Origin of the sequence: Tsuneonella dongtanensis, from assembly GCF_001698205.1 — a bacterium.
GTDB lineage: Bacteria > Pseudomonadota > Alphaproteobacteria > Sphingomonadales > Sphingomonadaceae > Tsuneonella > Tsuneonella dongtanensis.
Genome location: NZ_CP016591.1, coordinates 958284 through 974818 on the forward strand (window position 1 = coordinate 958284; position 16535 = coordinate 974818).

A 16535-nucleotide genomic window follows, 5' to 3' on the forward strand; every position below is an offset into this window, starting at 1 on the left:
GCATGGCCTCGGTGCTCATCGTGCAACAAGCGGCAGCTCAGGAAAACCGGCAAAATTCAGGCAGTAGGTCGTGCGCTGTCGATGCGGCACCAATGCATCTCCCATCCGTTCAGCATCCGATCCGCCTCCGCGCGGAAATCTCATCCGTCCGGAGCCACCATGATCCCCGTTCTGTCCGAAGCCGCGACGATCGCCGCGCAGGCACCGCGGGTCGGGCAGCATTACTTCGAGCTGATGTTCGGGCTCGGCGCGCTGATCCTGTTCGTCGCCTGGGCCCCGCTCATCCTGAAGAAGCTGCCTCTGTCGCTGCCGATCATCTGTGTCGGGATCGGGATCGCCGTGTTCTCGCTCGAGCCCTTCTCCGCCTGGGCGCCGCACCCCGACAAGACGCCCAAGCTGGTCGAGCGCGCGACCGAGCTGATCGTGATTGTTTCCCTCATGGGCGGCGGGCTGAAGATCGAGCGTGCGCTTAGCTGGCGGCGCTGGAACGTGACCTGGCGGCTGCTGGGCATCGCGATGCCGATCACCATCGCGCTCGTCATGCTGCTCGGCCACACGCTGCTCGGGCTGGGGCTGGCGACGGCACTGCTTCTGGGCGGTTCGCTCGCGCCCACCGATCCGGTGCTCGCGGGCGATGTCCAGATCGAACACGACGAGGAAGAGGATGAGGCCGAGGCCAAGTTCGCCCTGACGAGCGAGGCGGGTCTGAACGATGCGCTCGCGTTCCCCTTCGTGCACCTCGCCATCGCGATCGCCGCTGCCGGCGGGCTGACGCTGGATCTACTCGCCGACTGGGCCCTTAAGGACGTGCTGTGGAAGCTGTCGGTCGGCGCGCTGGTGGGGGCGGGGCTGGGATGGCTTGTGGGCTACATCATCTACCGCCTGCCTGGGGATACCTCGCTGTCTCGGACCGGTGACGGGTTCATCGCGCTCGGCGCGACGCTGGTCGTCTATACCGTGACCGAATTCGTGCACGGGTACGGTTTCCTCGCGGTGTTCGTCGCGGGCCTGGCGATCCGTCGGGCATCGCAGGAGGATGATTTCAACCGCAAGCTGCACGATTTCGCCGACGAGTCCGAGCGGTTGATGATGATGCTGCTCCTGCTCCTGTTCGGCGGGATGATCGCGGGCGGGCTGCTGGCCGACATCGGCTGGGAGGAAGCGCTGTTCGCCGCCGTGATGCTGCTGGTGATCCGTCCGCTGGCGGGCTGGATCGGCCTTCTCGGAGTGAAGCGGCCGCCGCTGGAACTGGCGATCATCGCCTTCTTTGGCATCCGCGGGCTGGGGTCGGTCTACTACCTCAGCTACGGCTTCAACCACGGCACCTTCGACTACGAATACAGCCTGTGGGGCACGCTCGGCCTGATCATCGCGGCATCGATCCTGATGCACGGCGTGCTGGTGACGCCCGCACTGAAGCGGCTCGGCGCGCATTACCGTTCAATCGGGATGCCGACGTCCGAAGCGGACGATACGGTTCCGACCATCAGGCGATGAAGGCGCCGACCTCCGCCACGAAATCCTCGAACCGGTCGTGGTGTACCCAGTGCCCTGCGCGCTCGTATTCGCTGACCTTCACGTTGGGGCCGAAGTGCGCCAGCCGCCCGTCCTTTTCCGGGTTGCTGGCCCACGAATCCGCACCGTAGATCATCAGCGTGGGGCACGTAATCGCGGCCCATAGCGCGTGTTGCCCCTTCGTGGGCACGTCGTCGGGCGGCCAGGCGTGGAGGTGGGGGTCGAACTTCCAGCTGAAGGTTCCGTCCTCGTTGCGCATGACCGCGTGCAGGGTGAGGTGGCGCGCCTGTTCGGCACTCAGGTAACTGTTCGCCTCGCGCATGCGCTGAAGGCAGTCCTCGAAGGTCGCGTACTTGCGCACCGAGCGCGACGAAGCCTCACGCTTCTTGTCGATCCAGCTTGTCCACAGGCCGCCGTAGGGCCGCTCGCGGCGCTGGGCGATCATCTTGGGGCTGGGACCGAGGCCCTCGATCGTCACCAGCTTGCGGACGTTGTCGGGATAGAGCCCGGTGTACCGGGTGGCGATATTGCCGCCGAGCGAATGCGCGACGATCGTCACCGGGGCGAGGCCGAGCTGGTGGATCAGCTGGGCGAGGTCGTAGACATAGCCCATCGTCGAATAGACGCCGTTGTTGTTCCATTCGCTGTCGCCATGGCCGCGCAGGTCGGGGCAGATCACGTGCCAGTCCTTGCGGAAGCGCTCGGCCGTCCAGTCCCAGTTGCGGCAGTGGTCGCGCCCGCCGTGCAGCAGGATCAGCGGCGGCGCGTCCGGGTTGCCCCAGTCGGCGTAGTGCAGCTTGGTACGCTGCGAGATGTAGCTCTGGCTTGTCGGTCCCTGCTCGATCATCGTTGCCCTTAACGTAAGCGTCAAAATCCGTTGCGGATTGCTACCCGCCTGATACGCTCGCGTGAACCATAGAATCACGGAGAGAGCCAGTCATGCCTGTCGTCGACGTTCCCGATCCCGCTTTCATGGAAGACGAGGAGATTGCGATCTTCCGCGATGCCGTCGGCAAGTTCTACGAACAGCACGCCCCGCAGAAACGAGTCGAGAAATGGCGCGAGGACGGGCAGGTCGAAGCCGAATTCTGGCGCGAGGCGGGCGAGGCGGGCCTGCTCGGCATGACCGTGCCGGTCGAATACGGCGGCCACGGTGGCGATTTCCGCCACGACCTCGTGGTGCTCGAACAGCAGGCGGCCAAGGGCGTCGACGGGTTCGCCGCCAGCTTACACAACGTGATCATCCTGCCCTACGTCGTGCGCCACGGCACCGAGGAGCAGAAGAAGAAGTGGCTGCCCAGGCTGGTCTCGGGCGAGCTCATCAGCGCGATCGCGATGACCGAGCCGGGCGCAGGGTCGGACCTCCAGAACATCACCACGACCGCGATCAAGGACGGCAACGGCTATCGCCTCAACGGCGCGAAGACGTTCATCTCGTCGGGCCAGCTCGCCAACTTCATCATCGTGGTCGCCAAGACCGATCCCAAGGAAGGCGCCAAGGGCATCAGCCTTATGTGCCTCGAAACCGAGGGCGCGGAAGGATTCCGCCGCGGCAAGAAGCTCGACAAGATCGGGCAGGACGCGGCCGATACCTCCGAACTGTTCTTCGACGACGTCTTCATCCCGGGCGACAACGTGCTGGGCGGGGTCGAGGGGCGCGGGTTCTACCAGCTCATGGGCGAACTGCCGCAGGAGCGGCTGGTGATCGCCATCGGCGCGATGACCACCATCGAGAAGGCGCTCGACACCACGGTCGAGTACGTCAAGCAGAGGAAGGCCTTCGGCAAGACCATCTGGGACTTCCAGAATACGCAGTTCGTCCTCGCCGACCTCAAGGCAAAGGCGACCGCCGCCAAGGTCTTCGTCAACGACTGCATCGAAAAGGTGCTGAAGGGCGAGCTCGACGTCACCACCGCCTCGATCGCCAAGTACTGGGTGACCGAGCTGCAGGGCGAGGTGGTCGACAAGTGCCTCCAGTTCCACGGTGGCTGGGGCTACATCAACGAATACGCGATCGCGAAGATGTACCGCGACAGCCGCATCACCCGCATCTTCGGCGGATCGAACGAGATCATGAAGATGCTCATCGCGAGGTCGATGTGAGCGGCGGCTCGGCGTTCCGCGACGGCCTGCTCGAAGGCAAGGTCGCGTTCGTCGCCGGCGGCACCAGCGGGATCAACCTCGGCATCGCCAAGCGGTTCGCGTCGCTGGGAGCGCACGTCGCAGTGTGCGGGCGCGATCCGGACAAGGCCGTGCGCGCCGCCGAGGCGATCGGACACCACGCGATGGGCCTGAGCGCCGACGTACGCGATTATGCCGCGATCCGCGGTGCGCTCGAGCAGGTCAGCGATCGCTTCGGTCCGCTCGACATCGTCGTTGCGGGCGCGGCGGGCAACTTCCTCGCGCCGGCGCTCGGCATGTCGGCCAATGCGTTCAAGACGGTGGTCGACATCGACCTGCTGGGCACCTTCAATACTTTCCGCGCGTCCCACGACCTGCTGGCCAAGCCGGCCAGCCTGATCGCGATCACTGCGGGACAGGCCGAGCAGGCGATGGCGCTGCAGGTGCACGCCTGCGCGGCCAAGGCCGGGGTCAATCAGGTCATCCGCACGCTGGCGATCGAATGGGGACCCGACGTGCGCGTCAACGGCATCTCGCCGGGACCCATCGACGGGACTGAAGGGATGGCGCGCCTCGCCCCCAACCCCGCACTGCGGCAGGCGAGCGAGCATCGCATCCCGCTCAAGCGGTGGGGTGAGATCGACGAGATCGCCGAGGCCGCGGTTTTCCTCTCGTCTCCGTCGGCGGCCTACATCACCGGCACGATCCTCGACGTCGACGGGGGCAGCAGCGTGGGCGATGCGGGCCGCATGGATATCGCCAAGGGCCTCGTCTGACCAATCTCAGTCGGTCACGTCCTCGCCGGGAAAGAACTGCCGCTCGACCACACGCAGAAGGGTGAGCATCACCACCGAGATCACCGAGCCGATGACCACAAGCGGCCACAGCGCCGCGCCGCAGGCGATCCCGATGACGGCTGCCAGCCAGAGGTGCGCAGCGGTGGTCAGGTTTTTCACCGAGCCCTTGCTGAATACGATCAAACCTGCACCGATGATGCCGATGAACGCGCCGGTGGCCTCGAAAATGCGCAGCGGGTCCATCCGCTGGCCGTCGAGCTGCGTGTAGAGCGCAAGGATCGAGACGGTCATGATCGCTGCTGAAAAGCAGATCAGTCCGTGGGTACGCATGCCGGCCGCCAGCCCGCGAAGCTCGCGATCCAGTCCCAGCAGTAGTCCGAGGATCGCGGCTATGCCAAGTCGCGCCAGCAGGTCGTAATCGATCCAGTGAGCCAGGATCGGCGCGTTGAGTTCCATCGTCCCTCGTGGTCCAAAGCCTGCCGTTTCAGCGCTTCAAGTCGCAATTTGTTTCCAGCGATGGCGGGCACGCCTATCTCCCGGTGCATGATTGCGCAGACCATCCAGCTGGCGCTCGCCCCGGTGTTCGTACTGGTGGCGATCGGCAACATCATGAACCTGCTCTCGACACGGCTCGGCCGGGTCGTCGACCGCAGCCGTGCGCTGCAGGGACGCCATGGCGAAACGGAAGGGATGGACCACGACATGGTCGTGCGCGAAATTCGCATCGTCGACCGTCGTATCCACCTGATCGGCCGGGCATTGCGGATGCTCGTCACCAGCGGCCTTGCGACCGGGATCACCGTCGCGGTGCTGTTCCTCGAGGAATTGTTCGCGGTGAACCTGCAGCGCGTCGCCGCCGGGACGTTCCTGCTCGCGGTAGTGCTGATGATGTGGGCGCTGGTGCTGTTCCTGCGCGAGACGCAGGCCGCGTCCGAAGCCTTGCGGATTCCAGAGGAATTCCTCGAGCGCGAGCGGCGGCTCTAGGCCGCCGTCAGGGCTTGGGCGGCGCCAGTAGCTTGTCGCCCTGGCTCCGGATCGCCCCGGCGATCATCGGCTCGACGAAGGCGAGTGCGGGCGGCAGGTCGACGTTGAGCACGACCTGGCCCGGTTCGAGATCGACGTTGGCGCGCAGGGACTGGCCCATCGCACCGATATCCATCGTCATCCGGTCCTCGCTCGGCCAGGCGGTCGTAACGACTCCGCCACCGGGAATGCTGTCGCCGATCGACGCCGTGTTCGCCTTCATCCGGCGGCGCACTTCGTCGTTGTCGAGCTGGTGGGGAATGGCGACGCGCATCAGGCGATATCCTTGCTTCGGTCGGGGGCAGGAAGGGCGACATCCTCGCCGCCGTACTTGTAATCGAGGTAACGGCTCTTGATTGCCAGGTCGTCGAGGTTGCCCTCGGCAAGCTGGCGGGTGATCGAATCGATCTCGCCGCTGATCTTCTTGAGGCTGTCGGTGAGCTGCTGGTCGGGAGTCGCCCCCCCACGTTCCTCGGTCCGCATATGCGCGGGGATGCGCCGGTAGCTGTCGACCATCCCGGGAAGCTGCTCGCCCACCAGGCTGCGGATTTCCTGTGCCTTGGGGTGGTTCTGGTCGATCCCTTCGAGCTGCAGGCCGAGCGCATCGAGCTGGACGCCCATGTCGCTCACGATCGCCGCGGCGGGCGGCGGAAGCGCGGGGCGCTGGTGTTCGAGCCACAGCTCGGTCTTGGCGACCATCTGCTGCACGTTGCCCTTGTTGATCTCGGCGCGTTGCGGGACCTTGATCTTGCGCGACACGACCCCGCCGAACAGCAGGAACATCGTCAGCGCCACGATCATGATGCCCCAGAAGCCGATCCCGTTGAGGATCGCTCCTGCCACCCCGGCCGCGACGAGGATGCCGACGATCCCGATCACGATCTGAACCAGCTTGGTCTTGGCGTGCTTCGCGCGCAGCCGGGCGGACCCTTGGCCGATCGGCGCGACACGCCGATGACGACCGCCGGCGCGGTTGTCGTCGCGCACGCTGCGCGCATCCCCGATGATGCGGTCGGACTGGCGGGTCAGGTCGCCCAATGGATCACTCCGCGGTCAGCAGTTTCGATTCCTCGAACGAGGCGGCCGCCTTGGCCTGGCCCTCGGCGCGGGCGATATAGCCTTTCGACTTCTCGACTTCGCCCGACAGCGCCTCGACCGTCTGCTTCATGCTGTCGAGCGCGCGCAGCTTGAACGCGTCGACCTCGTCCATCGTGTCGTAGATGTTCTGGAACGCGCGCTGGAGCGTCTCCATCGGGATCGTGCTCGAAGCGGCCTGTTCGTGTATCTTCCCGGTCTGCTCGCGCAGCATCGTCGATGTGCTGTCGATGATGTTCGCCGTCGTCGTATTGAGCGCGGTGATCTGGTTGAGCACGAGCCGCTGGTTGGTCATCGCTTCCGCAACGGTCACGGCTGTGCGCAGCGCGCCGACGGTGGTGGTGCTGGCGCGGTCGACGCCCTTCACCAGCTCGACGTTGTTCTTCTTGACGAGATCGAGGCTGAGATAGCCCTGCACCGACACCGCCATCTGCGTCAGCAGGTCCTGGGTCCGCTGGCGGACGTAGAACAGCGCGGTCTCGCGGATCGCCTTGGCCTTCGCCGGATCGGTCGCGTCGAGGTCGGCGGCCTTTTCCTCCAGCTTCTCGTCGAGAACCTTCGAGATGTGGATCATCTGCTCGAGGTTGCCCATCGCCTCCCACAGCTTCTGCCGCTCGACGTCGATCGCGGCGTTGTCCATCAGCAGCTCGTCCTTGCCGCTGGAGAGGTTGCCGAGGATCGACTGGATGTGCGTCTGCGCGCTCTGGTAGCTGCGAAAATAGTTCGTCAGCTTGTTGCCGAAGGGGATGATCCCGAGGATCTTGCGGGGACCCGACTTGGCGCCGCGCTTTCCGGGATCGAGGTCCTCGACCACGCGGCGCAGTTCGGCGAGGTTGGCGCCCACGCCCTCGTCCTTGTCCATCGCGCGGACCGGTCGGTCGAGGAAGCGGTTGGACATGCCCGCCGCCGCCATGATCTCCTTGCGGCCCATGTTGGTGATCTGGTCGACCTTCTTGCCGAATTCGGGCGAATTCGCATCCTGCGCGACGAGGTCGGCGACGAAGGCGTCGGCCTTTTCCTCGAGCTTGGACTTCTTTTCCTCCGAAACGGGCACCAGGCCCGAGGCCTTCTCGGCGGCGACGACCGGCACCGGGTCGGGCGGGGTCAGTTCGAGTTCGACGGCGGTAGCGGTTTTCGTCTCGGCCATGGGATCCTCAGGCGTGGTGTGTTACTTAATTAGGACAGCTGCGCCGGAGCACAAGGGGTTTTCGCAAGCATGCATAGCGGGTTGGCGCGGACCGTGCACCCGCCCAATGCATGCGAGGCTTTCCCAGGGCGCGCGGGCAGACTAGACGAAGGCATGGAAGAACGGGTCGATACGCCATCGCAGTCGCTGCGTGCCGAGACGGGCGAGCCGCACGGCATCGCATTCGGACGGGTCATCGTCAGCCTGCGCCGCTGGTGGCGACAGATCGTCATCGAGATCGACCAGTCCGAAGTGATCGCGCGCCGGCGCGAGGAAGCCTACCTGTCGCCCCGCTACATGTTCATGACCGCGATGAGCGGCGGCATCGCGGTCCTGGGGTTGCTGCTCTCGAGCCCCGCCGTGGTGATCGGCGCGATGCTCCTGTCCCCGCTCATGGGCCCGATCATCGGCCTCGGATTCGCGCTCGCGATCGGCGACTACGAATGGCTGCGCAAGTCGGCCAAGGCGCTTGTCGCCGGAAGCCTCATGGCCATCCTGCTCTGCGCGCTGATCGTGTTCCTGTCGCCGATCCAGACCGTCACGAGCGAGATCGCAAGCCGTACCCGGCCCAACCTGTTCGACCTGCTCGTCGCGCTGTTTTCGGCGCTCGCAGGTGCCTATGCGATGATCCGCGGCAAGGAAGGGGCCATCGTCGGCGTCGCGATCGCGACCGCCCTCATGCCGCCGCTGGCGGTCGTCGGCTACGGCATGGCGACCTTCAACGGCACGGTGTTCTGGGGCTCGCTGCTGTTGTTCGTGACCAACGCGATCACGATCGCGCTCACGGCGATGGTGATGGCGCGGCTCTACGGCTTCCGCGCCGACCTGACCCAGCGCCAGACGATGCTGCAGAACCTGGCGGTGACGATGGTCTTCATCGCGCTCGCAGTGCCGCTGGCCTATTCGCTGATCCAAATCGGCCGGGAAGCGAACGGCGCGAGGCTGGTCCGGGGCGAGCTCCAGGGCCTGTTCGATCCGCGATCGCGCCTGAGCCAGGTCGATATCGACTGGCGAGCCGAACCTGTCACGATTGACGCGACCGTGCTGACGCCGAAGCTCGAGGCCGAGGCGGAAGCGCGCGGCCAGCGCGCCCTGTCGGCCCGGCTGGAAAAGCCGGTCGAGCTGCGGATCAACCAGTACCTCGTCGGTACCGGCGCGCAGGCGGCGGAATCGGCGCAGCTTGCCGCGGCGCAGGCGCAGCGCGAAGCGGCCGAGAACGCGAAGGCCTCGGCCCTGTCGCGCGAGCTCGCGCTGGTCGCGGGGGTCTCCGAAGACGAAGTCACGCTCGACCGCGGCAAACGCCGCGCGATCGTGCGCGCCCGGCCGCTGCCCGGTGCGCAGCTCGCCTCCTATCGCGCGCTGGAGCGCCGCATCGCCGCCGATGCGCCGGACTGGACCGTCGTGCTCCAACCGCCGGCCGGCCCGCTTCCCTCGGTCGCGTTCGCGGACGGCAAGCCGTCCAGCGAGGGCGTCGCGGCGCTGGAACTCATTGCTTGGGCATCCGAACGTGCGGGTCGTCCGGTCGTGCTGGTCGGGCCCGGCGAACAGACGAGCGCCGCCAACGAGTGGCTGCTCGAGAAGGGCATCGACGCGGCGACGGAATCCGGCCCCGCGCCCTTGCGGGCCCGCTGGGCCGACACGTCGGACTGAATCAGGCGGCTTCGAGCAGCCTGATCGGCTCGATCTCACCCGCAAGGTATAGCCGCTTGGCCTTCGCGCGGCTGAGCTTGCCCGACGAGGTGCGCGGCAGGGTGCGCGGGGGCACCAGCTCGACCACGCAGTTCATGCCGGTGATCGAGCGGACCTTGTCGCGGATCGCCTCGTGCAGGCGAACCCGCTCCTCCGGATCGGATACGCGGCAGTGCACCAGGACCGCAGGGGCTTCCTCGCCGCCCTCGGTCTCGAAGCTGAACGCGGCGACGTCGCCGTGGTTGAAGCCGGGAAGCTGCTCCACCGCCCACTCGATGTCCTGCGGCCAGTGGTTCTTGCCGTTGATGATGATCATGTCCTTCGCCCGGCCGACGATGAACAGGTAACCGTCGCCGAGGTAGCCCATGTCGCCCGTGTCGAGCCAACCATGCACCAGGCAGTCGTTGGTCGCTTCCTCGTTGCGGAAATAGCTGTGCATCACCGATTCGCCGCGGCACCAGACCTTGCCGATCTGGTGATCGCCCTTGATCTCGCCGTGCTCGCCGCGGATCTCGACTTCCATGCCGGGCAGCGGCTTGCCGCAATTGACGATCGCGCGGTACCGGGCGGGGCGGCTGAGGTCGCGTTCGGCGCCGGACAGGCGTTCCTCCTCGACAAGCTCGACCCGGATACCTTCGCCCGGCGGCATGACGGTGACCGCGAGGGTCGCTTCGGCGAGGCCGTAGCTCGGGGTGAAGGCGCTCGCCTTGAAGCCCGCTTCGGCAAACGCGTTGACGAAATTCTGCATCACGTCGGGCCGGATCATGTCGGCGCCGTTGCCCGCGGTCCGCCAGCGCGAGAGGTCGAAGCGCTCCGACACCTGGCTCTGCGAGGAGATGCGCCGCGCGCAGATGTCGTACCCGAAGGTCGGCGAATAGCTGAGCGTGTTGCCGGGATTGCGGCTGATGAGGTCGAGCCATGCGAGCGGCCGGCGCGCGAAATGCTCGGTCTTGAGATAATCGCAGCTCGCCTGGTTGGCGATCGGCGAGAGGAAGCAGCCAACTAGGCCCATGTCGTGGTACCACGGCAGCCAACTCACCACGCGGTCGTTGACGCCGAGGTCGACCCCGGTCGCGTGACCGTAGAGGTTGTGCAGCAGCGCGCGGTGGGTGACCGCCACCCCGGTGGGAAAGCGCGTCGAACCGCTCGAATACTGGAGGTAGCAGATGTCGTCCGGGCTCAATTCGGGCAAGTCGGCTTGCGGTGCGTCGGCCTGGGCGAATTCTTCCCAGCTGATCCCCTCGCACCCCTGTCGGTCGGCGGCCGCCTTGGCCATCTCCGCGATCTCGCCGGGATAGATCAGCATCTTGGGGTCCGAACTCTCGAGCTGGACCGAAAGCTGGTCGATGTAGCTTTCCTTGCCGCCGAAAGTGGTCGGCAGCGGCAGCGGCACGGGCCAGGCGCCGGCATAGACGCAGCCGCAGAACAGCGCGGCGAACTCGGGGCTCGTCTCGGCGACGAGCGCCACGCGGTCTTCGCGGCCGATGCCGGCGGCGATCAGGCGATAGGCCATCTTCAGCGCGTCGGCCCGCATCTCGGCGAACGGGTAGGGGCGCTCGAGGTCGCCCCGCATGTCGTGGAAATTGAGCCCCTTCGCGCTACGCGCGGCGTAGTCGATGGCTTCGGCGAACGTGGCGAAGTCGGAACGGCGCCGCGGAAGCGGACAGTCGTTCGGCGTCGGCATCGGTTTCGAATCGGTCATGTGTGGAGCGTAAACCCGTTGTCTGCGCGCTCTTTCAGCGCTTCCTGTATGCAGTCCGGTAGTGCGCGACCCAAAAAAACGCGCCTCTGTGGTCCAAGGTTTCCCAATCGTTACACACTGTGGCACGAATATGGCGAACGATGTCCCGCCGTCCTGTCAAAGAGCGCCGCAAGCCGCCCCCGCTGAGCCCGCACAGCCTTCAGGAGCTGGCGCTGGCCTATGTCGCGCGCTTTGCCTCCAGCGGCTCGAAAGTCGAGCAATATCTGCAGCGCAAGCTCCGCGAACGCGGCTGGGACGGCGATGCCGCGCCCGATCCGCGGGCGATCGTCGATCGATTCGCCGAACTGGGGTACATCGACGACGAAGCGTGGGCGCGGGCGAAGGGGGGCAGCCTGCTGCGCCGCGGATACGGGGCACGGCGGATCGAGCAGGCACTCGGCGCGGCGGGCATCGAGGAGGGCCTGCGCGCCGAAGTGAGGGCCGGCGAGGCGGAGTACCGGCAGTCGGCAATCGCCTACGCCGCACGGCGCAGGCTGGGACCGTGGGACTCGCGACCCGCCGATCGCGCGGGGCGCGAGAAACAGATCGCCGCAATGCTGCGCGCAGGGCATGGATTCGAAGCCGCGCGCGCGGTAATCGATGCGGCGAGCGTCGCCGAGGCGGAGGCCTGGGCGGCGGAGGTCGAGGAGAATCCATGAAGCTTTTTCCCGCGCTGGCATGCGTTGCCGCGCTCGTCGCCTGCTCGCCCCAACCGGCGGCTGAAGCCTCCCCGGTTGCCCAGGCCCCGGCGACCCATCCCGTTTCGGGGCTCAAGGTCATTCCGCTTTCGGTCGAGACGGCGAAAGGCCGCCACTCCTTGCGGGTGGAAGTTGCCGCGACGCCGTCCGAGCAGGCGCAGGGCCTGATGTTCCGCACCGAGATGGGCGACGATGAGGGGATGCTGTTCCCGCGCAACCCGCCCGACATCGCGAGTTTCTGGATGAAGAACACCCCGATGTCGCTCGACATCATCTTCATCGGGATCGACCGGAAAGTGATCAACGTCGCCGCGGAGACCGTGCCCTATTCGCTCGCCCCGGTCGGCTCGCGAGACCTGGCGGCGGCGGTGTTGGAGCTCAAGGCAGGGCGCGCCGCCGAACTCGGCATCGGTCCCGGCAGCGTGGTGAAGTGGTAGATGCCGGGCGCTAGAATGCTTGGCGGGTCGGGGCGAATCGGCTAGGCGCGCCAACCATGGGTATCCTCTCCAAGATCTTCACCTGGTGGGACGGCGCGACCATCACGACGTTGCTGTGGTCGTCGCTCAACGGTGAGCACGTCGGCACCGATTTCGCGGGCAACAAGTACTACCGCGCCAAGAAGCGCGTGCCCGCGGGCCAGCCCTTTGCCGGAAGCGAGCGGCGCTGGGTGATCTATTCCGGTTCGAACGATGCGAGCAACGTGCCCGCCGAATGGCACGGCTGGCTCCACGGCTCGCTGGAAGGCGTACCTGAAAGCCACCTGCCGCCCGCACGGATCTGGGAGTCCGACTACACCCCCAACGTCACCGGCACCGTCTCGGCCTATCGTCCGCAGGGCGCGCTCGAGCGCGGCGGCAAGCGCGCCGCCGCGACCGGCGACTACGAGGCATGGAGCCCGGACGCCTGATCGTGCGCCGGGCATCGGTAGTCCTTGTCGCCGGCGCGCTCGCCGCCTGCACGCAGCAGCCGCCCGACCCTCGTCCCGTGGAGACCGAGGTCCCCGAAGAGCTGCGTGCACCCAAGATGGTCGAGCCGGTCGAGAAGTCAGCCGGCACGCCGATGAAGGACCGCGTCGCGTTGATCGGCGTCCTCAACAAGCGCAACAACCTGTCGCAGACGTTCGAGATGAAGCCGGGCGAGGCGAAGCGCTGGGGCGAGGTCATCGTACGGCTCGCCGCCTGCGAACGCACCGCGCCATGGGAATTCCCGCGCCAGACCGGCGCCTTTACCCAGGTCTTCGTTCGCGCCGCCGGTGGCGACGGCGACTGGAACAAGGCCTTCTCGGGCTGGATGTTCAAGGAAGCGCCGAGCATCAACGTGCTCGAGCACCCGATCTACGACGTCTGGGTCAAGGACTGCAGGATGAGTTTCGACGGCGGGAAACCGCCCGCTTCCGATTCCGCGAGCAGCGCGCCGAATGCCTCGGGAAGCGGGGCCGCGCCGGCGCCTTCGCCGTCCGCCGAGGCTTCGCCCAGCAACGCGACGTAGCGCGACTGCGCAATTTCCACCGCGCCCAGAGAGGCGAGGTGTTCGGTCATGAACTGGCAGTCGAGCAGGCGACCGCCGCTCCGCCGCATCAGCGCGACGAGCCAGGCAAGCGCGACCTTGCTTGCGTCGTCGGCGCGGCTGAACATCGATTCGCCGCAGAACACCCTGCCGAAGCCTACGCCGTAGAGGCCGCCGACGAGCTCGTCGCCCATCCAGCACTCGATCGAGTGCGCGTGGCCTTCTTCATGGAGCATGCGGTAGCTCGACATGATCCGCCCGCTGATCCAGCTTTCGGGATGACCCGGGCGCGGTTCGGCGCAGGCGGCGATCACGCGGTCGAAGGCGGCGTCGCACGTCACCTGGAAGCGATCCTGGCGGATGACCTTGGCGAGGGACTTGGACAGGCGAAACCCGTCGAGCGGCAGGATCGCCCTGCGGCGGGGCTCGACCCAGAAGACTTCGGGATCGTCCCGGCTGTCCGCCATCGGGAAGATGCCGTTGCGATAGGCAAGCAGCAGCAGATCGCTGGGGATCAGGGGCGGGGCTGGGGCGTGCATCGGTCCGTTTGGCAGAATAGCAGGGTTTGCCCGCTTGCGATGCCCTGCGTTTGCACCTAAAGCGCGCCCTCCCGTGCAGGGGTGTAGCTCAGCTGGTAGAGCATCGGTCTCCAAAACCGAGGGCCACGGGTTCGAATCCTGTCACCCCTGCCATTTTTCCTCCCGACCAGAATCGATCGAACCGCGCCGTCAGGCCGCGCGGCGAAAACTCGTCGGGCGTAGTCAACGACTTGCATGGTTTCCAAGGCGTTAACGCGGATTTTCCGGGAACCGGCCCGGCGAGACGAGGGTTATCAGCGACAGCCGGAGGGGAAATTTCGGTTCTTACGGAGTTTGCCATGTCAGGTCTGTCGTTTCGTACCAGCCGTCCCGATACCTGGGTGCAGCCGCGTCCGCATTCCGATCCGTCCACGCGGTTCCGGATGCACGGACCGATCCGCCCGATGGAAGAGCCTGGGTTGCTCGCGCGGATCTTCGGGTTCCGCTGATTCCCGTTTCAATGTCCCGGCACGTAACCGGGGGCGCGGGGCCGCTTGCCACAGGGCGAGCGGCCCCGCTTGATTTCATGAGTGCGCAGGGCTAGGGCGACACCGCTTTTCCGGCAAATGAGCGATGCTAGGCCCTCCCGGTACTTGAACCGGGGCGGCGCTGACCCCATCCCGGAAACAGCGAAACACTTCTACGGGGGCGAAAGCTTCACATCATGGCCAAGACCAGTCCGGGCGAATTCGTAAACCAGGTGCGTGCCGAAGGGCGCAAGGTCGTCTGGCCGAGCCGCGAGGAAACGACCCGCACCGCGATTTTCGTCGGCATCATGATGGTGATCCTCTCGCTGTTCTTCCTCGGGATCGACTCGGCTTTCGGCGCGGTAATGCGCTGGCTGCTGTCGCTCGCCTGAGCCAACACGGACAAGACAAGCGCACATCATGGCCCGCTGGTACATCATCCACGCCTATTCCGGATTCGAGAACAAGGTCCGCGATTCGATCATCGCCGAGGCCGAACGCCTGGGCCTGTCCGAAGCCGTCGAGGCGGTCGAGGTGCCGACCGAGACCGTCACCGAGGTCAAGCGCGGCAAGAAGGTGCAGGTCGAGCGCAAGTTCATGCCCGGCTACGTCCTCGCCAAGCTGACCATGACCGACGACGTCTATCACCTCGTCAAGAACACCCCGAAGGTGACCGGCTTCCTCGGCTCGGGCAACAAGCCGCAGGCGATTTCCGAGCGCGAGGCCGCGCGGTATTTCGGCGGCGTCGAAGAGGCCAAGGCGGCCCCGAAGAAGCACGTCAACGTCGACTACGAGATCGGCGACCAGGTCAAGGTGCTCGACGGGCCATTCGCCAGCTTCAATGGCCTCGTCGAGGAACTCGATTTCGACAAGCAGAAGGTCAAGGTCTCGGTGTCGATCTTCGGCCGTGCGACCCCGGTCGAACTCGATTTCGAGCAGGTCGAACTCGTCAAGTAAGCGCGTGCGTTGCAGCCGCTTTTCAGCGGCTGCACGCCGATGGAGCGAGCCGGTCGGCGCCTAATCGCGCGGCTGTGGAGCCGATACGCACGGCGACGTTATCGCACTTGCGCAGCTGGAACCGTACCTTGCGGGCCCGGAAATCGAGGCTGACCCGCCGGAAGTTCTCCATCATGTCGGTGCCCAGCAGCAAGGCGGGCTGATCCGACAGGCCGAACACCGCGAAGGGCGGCACGTCGGCAAACGCCATCGGAACGTTTTTCAGCACGACAGGGCCGAGCCTGAGTTCAGGCACGGTCGCATATTCCAAGGTCGCCTTGGCGCCGGTCACCCCGGTTATCTCGACCGTCTGGATCTTCGTTCCGCGCCGTTTGACGAGCTTGTCGCGCAGCGCGGTGTTGCCGATCGTGACTTCGGAGCCGGTGTCGACCACTGCGTCCACCCGAAGGGCGGCTGCCCGGGCCTGGGTAAGGATAAGCTGGCCGCGCTGCATTCGCGCAGTCACCACGATCTCGCCGCTGTAGCGGGGCATAGGCGTCGTCGCGTCGTCGACGCTGATCGTGCGCTTCTCGAAATCGAGCATCAGCCGCTGTTCGACGAGAGCGTCCAGCCCCAGCATCCCCTCTCCGCCGATGTGCCGCTCCTCGAGAACCGGGAGGACCAGGTCCTGCACCTCGGTCGGCCCCACGGTCAGCTCGTCGACGAGCGCACGCTCGACGGTCCGGGATTCGGTCATGCTGTTGAGCGTCGCCGGTTCGCCCGCGGGCAGGGCCAGCGCGTGTGCGATGCGGCGCCCCAGAACCGAGCTGTCGGCCCCGCTGTCGACGACGAAACGGAAAGGTCCCTTGCCGTTGACCTTGACCGCCACGGTCATCCGGCTGCGCACCTTGCGGGCGTCGATCTCCTCGCCGCCGATGGCGAGCGTGTTGTCGATCTCGGCCGGCGAGAGCGGACGCATCCATCCGGGAGATCTCGCAGGCGCCGGAACCGACGTCGTCGCCTCGGCCGCGGCCGCCTCCTGCGCGTCCGCGGGGGCCGGGGTCGACCCTGCAGCCACGATGAAAGCCGCGGCCAGCGGCAGAAAGGGAGTGAGCGCTGTCACGTATCCAAAGATAGTGCTCGTCGGGCCCGGGTCCAACACTCTTCGACGAGCCGCAATTGT

19 protein-coding genes, 1 tRNA gene and 1 pseudogene are annotated in these 16535 nt (G+C 66.3%); 13 read left to right on the forward strand and 8 right to left on the reverse strand.

Going from position 1 to position 16535, the window contains the following annotated elements:
* Nucleotides 1-159 precede the first annotated feature (159 nt).
* A complete protein-coding gene (locus A6F68_RS04535; RefSeq protein ID WP_084001662.1) occupies nucleotides 160-1497 on the forward strand; it encodes a cation:proton antiporter in 1338 nt (445 codons plus the stop codon).
* On the opposite strand, the gene A6F68_RS04540 is transcribed toward A6F68_RS04535, so the two are convergent.
* Nucleotides 1487-2362, reverse strand: coding sequence for an alpha/beta fold hydrolase (locus A6F68_RS04540; protein WP_067676854.1), 876 nt, complete (start codon nucleotides 2360-2362; stop codon nucleotides 1487-1489). The two genes, A6F68_RS04535 and A6F68_RS04540, sit on opposite strands and share 11 nt — an antisense overlap.
* 92 nt (nucleotides 2363-2454) lie before the next feature.
* On the opposite strand from A6F68_RS04540, the gene A6F68_RS04545 reads away from it, so the two are divergent.
* Both A6F68_RS04545 and A6F68_RS04550 read left to right on the forward strand, forming a co-directional pair.
* A complete protein-coding gene (locus A6F68_RS04545; RefSeq protein ID WP_067676856.1) occupies nucleotides 2455-3618 on the forward strand; it encodes an acyl-CoA dehydrogenase family protein in 1164 nt (387 codons plus the stop codon).
* A complete protein-coding gene (locus tag A6F68_RS04550; RefSeq protein WP_067676858.1) occupies nucleotides 3615-4412 on the forward strand; it encodes an SDR family oxidoreductase in 798 nt (265 codons plus the stop codon). Before A6F68_RS04545 ends, A6F68_RS04550 begins: the two co-directional genes overlap by 4 nt.
* A gap of 6 nt (nucleotides 4413-4418) precedes the next feature.
* Here the strand turns inward: A6F68_RS04550 and A6F68_RS04555 are convergent, their stop codons facing one another.
* Entirely contained in the window at nucleotides 4419-4889 is a 471-nt protein-coding gene (locus A6F68_RS04555; protein WP_067676860.1) for an MgtC/SapB family protein, read from the reverse strand.
* Between the two features lie 87 nt (nucleotides 4890-4976).
* On the opposite strand from A6F68_RS04555, the gene A6F68_RS04560 reads away from it, so the two are divergent.
* Nucleotides 4977-5417 (forward strand): DUF2721 domain-containing protein, encoded by a 441-nt coding sequence (locus tag A6F68_RS04560; protein ID WP_067676862.1) that lies wholly within the window; start codon nucleotides 4977-4979, stop codon nucleotides 5415-5417.
* Between the two features lie 7 nt (nucleotides 5418-5424).
* Here the strand turns inward: A6F68_RS04560 and A6F68_RS04565 are convergent, their stop codons facing one another.
* The 3 genes from A6F68_RS04565 to A6F68_RS04575 are packed head-to-tail and all read right to left on the reverse strand — an operon-like array spanning nucleotide 5425 to nucleotide 7698.
* Nucleotides 5425-5730 (reverse strand): polyhydroxyalkanoic acid system family protein, encoded by a 306-nt coding sequence (locus A6F68_RS04565; protein WP_067676864.1) that lies wholly within the window; start codon nucleotides 5728-5730, stop codon nucleotides 5425-5427.
* Nucleotides 5730-6494 carry a hypothetical protein gene (locus A6F68_RS04570; RefSeq protein ID WP_067676866.1) on the reverse strand — a complete coding sequence of 255 codons (765 nt, stop codon included), beginning with the start codon at nucleotides 6492-6494 and terminating at the stop codon, nucleotides 5730-5732. The genes A6F68_RS04565 and A6F68_RS04570 overlap by 1 nt, the downstream gene beginning before the upstream one ends.
* Nucleotides 6495-6498: 4 nt before the next feature.
* Nucleotides 6499-7698 carry a toxic anion resistance protein gene (locus tag A6F68_RS04575; protein WP_067676868.1) on the reverse strand — a complete coding sequence of 400 codons (1200 nt, stop codon included), beginning with the start codon at nucleotides 7696-7698 and terminating at the stop codon, nucleotides 6499-6501.
* Nucleotides 7699-7851: 153 nt separating this feature from the next.
* Here A6F68_RS04575 and A6F68_RS04580 point away from each other — a divergent pair, with 153 nt between their 5' ends.
* Entirely contained in the window at nucleotides 7852-9387 is a 1536-nt protein-coding gene (locus A6F68_RS04580) for a TIGR00341 family protein (protein ID WP_084001664.1), read from the forward strand.
* Between the two features lies 1 nt (nucleotide 9388).
* On the opposite strand, the gene A6F68_RS04585 is transcribed toward A6F68_RS04580, so the two are convergent.
* A complete protein-coding gene (locus A6F68_RS04585) occupies nucleotides 9389-11128 on the reverse strand; it encodes a fatty acyl-AMP ligase (protein WP_067676870.1) in 1740 nt (579 codons plus the stop codon).
* Between the two features lie 140 nt (nucleotides 11129-11268).
* Between A6F68_RS04585 and A6F68_RS04590 the strand changes: the two genes are divergently transcribed.
* The 4 genes and pseudogenes from A6F68_RS04590 to A6F68_RS15325 all read left to right on the forward strand — a co-directional run.
* Nucleotides 11269-11826 carry a regulatory protein RecX gene (locus A6F68_RS04590; protein WP_067676872.1) on the forward strand — a complete coding sequence of 186 codons (558 nt, stop codon included), beginning with the start codon at nucleotides 11269-11271 and terminating at the stop codon, nucleotides 11824-11826.
* Nucleotides 11823-12302, forward strand: a complete 480-nt coding sequence (locus A6F68_RS04595; protein ID WP_067676874.1) for a DUF192 domain-containing protein — start codon at nucleotides 11823-11825, stop codon at nucleotides 12300-12302. Before A6F68_RS04590 ends, A6F68_RS04595 begins: the two co-directional genes overlap by 4 nt.
* 56 nt (nucleotides 12303-12358) lie before the next feature.
* Nucleotides 12359-12772: an NADH:ubiquinone oxidoreductase subunit NDUFA12 gene (locus A6F68_RS04600; protein WP_067676876.1), complete on the forward strand. Its 414-nt coding sequence runs from the start codon at nucleotides 12359-12361 to the stop codon at nucleotides 12770-12772.
* 218 nt (nucleotides 12773-12990) lie between these two features.
* Nucleotides 12991-13164: pseudogene (locus A6F68_RS15325) on the forward strand (DUF2155 domain-containing protein); the annotation flags it as partial.
* A 35-nt stretch (nucleotides 13165-13199) separates the two neighbouring features.
* On the opposite strand, the gene aat reads toward A6F68_RS15325, so the two are convergent.
* The gene (gene aat, locus A6F68_RS04605; RefSeq protein WP_067676878.1) at nucleotides 13200-13910 is read right to left on the reverse strand and encodes a leucyl/phenylalanyl-tRNA--protein transferase; all 711 of its coding nucleotides are present in this window, start codon (nucleotides 13908-13910) and stop codon (nucleotides 13200-13202) included.
* A gap of 77 nt (nucleotides 13911-13987) precedes the next feature.
* Between aat and A6F68_RS04610 the strand changes: the two genes are divergently transcribed.
* The 4 genes from A6F68_RS04610 to nusG all read left to right on the forward strand — a co-directional run bounded on the left by A6F68_RS04610 (nucleotide 13988) and on the right by nusG (nucleotide 15373).
* Nucleotides 13988-14063 (forward strand) — tRNA-Trp (locus tag A6F68_RS04610).
* Nucleotides 14064-14248: 185 nt separating this feature from the next.
* Nucleotides 14249-14398: a hypothetical protein gene (locus A6F68_RS14970; RefSeq protein WP_157096657.1), complete on the forward strand. Its 150-nt coding sequence runs from the start codon at nucleotides 14249-14251 to the stop codon at nucleotides 14396-14398.
* Between the two features lie 215 nt (nucleotides 14399-14613).
* Nucleotides 14614-14808: a preprotein translocase subunit SecE gene (gene secE, locus A6F68_RS04615; protein ID WP_067676880.1), complete on the forward strand. Its 195-nt coding sequence runs from the start codon at nucleotides 14614-14616 to the stop codon at nucleotides 14806-14808.
* 28 nt (nucleotides 14809-14836) lie between these two features.
* On the forward strand, nucleotides 14837-15373 hold the full coding sequence (nusG, locus tag A6F68_RS04620) for a transcription termination/antitermination protein NusG (RefSeq protein WP_067676882.1): 537 nt from the start codon (nucleotides 14837-14839) through the stop codon (nucleotides 15371-15373).
* Between the two features lie 22 nt (nucleotides 15374-15395).
* Here the strand turns inward: nusG and A6F68_RS04625 are convergent, their stop codons facing one another.
* Nucleotides 15396-16475 carry a retroviral-like aspartic protease family protein gene (locus A6F68_RS04625; protein ID WP_198152678.1) on the reverse strand — a complete coding sequence of 360 codons (1080 nt, stop codon included), beginning with the start codon at nucleotides 16473-16475 and terminating at the stop codon, nucleotides 15396-15398.
* Nucleotides 16476-16535: the final 60 nt, after the last annotated feature.

Excerpts from the sequence above, each read along its gene's own strand:
- A6F68_RS04535 (WP_084001662.1), top strand. The coding sequence starts at position 160 with ATGATCCCCGTTCTGTCCGAAGCCGCGACGATCGCCGCGCAGGCACCG.
- A6F68_RS04540 (WP_067676854.1), bottom strand. The coding sequence starts at position 2,362 with ATGATCGAGCAGGGACCGACAAGCCAGAGCTACATCTCGCAGCGTACC.
- A6F68_RS04545 (WP_067676856.1), top strand. The coding sequence starts at position 2,455 with ATGCCTGTCGTCGACGTTCCCGATCCCGCTTTCATGGAAGACGAGGAG.
- A6F68_RS04555 (WP_067676860.1), bottom strand. The coding sequence starts at position 4,889 with ATGGAACTCAACGCGCCGATCCTGGCTCACTGGATCGATTACGACCTG.
- A6F68_RS04560 (WP_067676862.1), top strand. The coding sequence starts at position 4,977 with ATGATTGCGCAGACCATCCAGCTGGCGCTCGCCCCGGTGTTCGTACTG.
- A6F68_RS04565 (WP_067676864.1), bottom strand. The coding sequence starts at position 5,730 with ATGCGCGTCGCCATTCCCCACCAGCTCGACAACGACGAAGTGCGCCGC.
- A6F68_RS04575 (WP_067676868.1), bottom strand. The coding sequence starts at position 7,698 with ATGGCCGAGACGAAAACCGCTACCGCCGTCGAACTCGAACTGACCCCG.
- A6F68_RS04580 (WP_084001664.1), top strand. The coding sequence starts at position 7,852 with ATGGAAGAACGGGTCGATACGCCATCGCAGTCGCTGCGTGCCGAGACG.
- A6F68_RS04585 (WP_067676870.1), bottom strand. The coding sequence starts at position 11,128 with ATGACCGATTCGAAACCGATGCCGACGCCGAACGACTGTCCGCTTCCG.
- A6F68_RS04590 (WP_067676872.1), top strand. The coding sequence starts at position 11,269 with ATGTCCCGCCGTCCTGTCAAAGAGCGCCGCAAGCCGCCCCCGCTGAGC.
- A6F68_RS04595 (WP_067676874.1), top strand. The coding sequence starts at position 11,823 with ATGAAGCTTTTTCCCGCGCTGGCATGCGTTGCCGCGCTCGTCGCCTGC.
- A6F68_RS04600 (WP_067676876.1), top strand. The coding sequence starts at position 12,359 with ATGGGTATCCTCTCCAAGATCTTCACCTGGTGGGACGGCGCGACCATC.
- aat (WP_067676878.1), bottom strand. The coding sequence starts at position 13,910 with ATGCACGCCCCAGCCCCGCCCCTGATCCCCAGCGATCTGCTGCTGCTT.
- A6F68_RS14970 (WP_157096657.1), top strand. The coding sequence starts at position 14,249 with ATGTCAGGTCTGTCGTTTCGTACCAGCCGTCCCGATACCTGGGTGCAG.
- secE (WP_067676880.1), top strand. The coding sequence starts at position 14,614 with ATGGCCAAGACCAGTCCGGGCGAATTCGTAAACCAGGTGCGTGCCGAA.
- nusG (WP_067676882.1), top strand. The coding sequence starts at position 14,837 with ATGGCCCGCTGGTACATCATCCACGCCTATTCCGGATTCGAGAACAAG.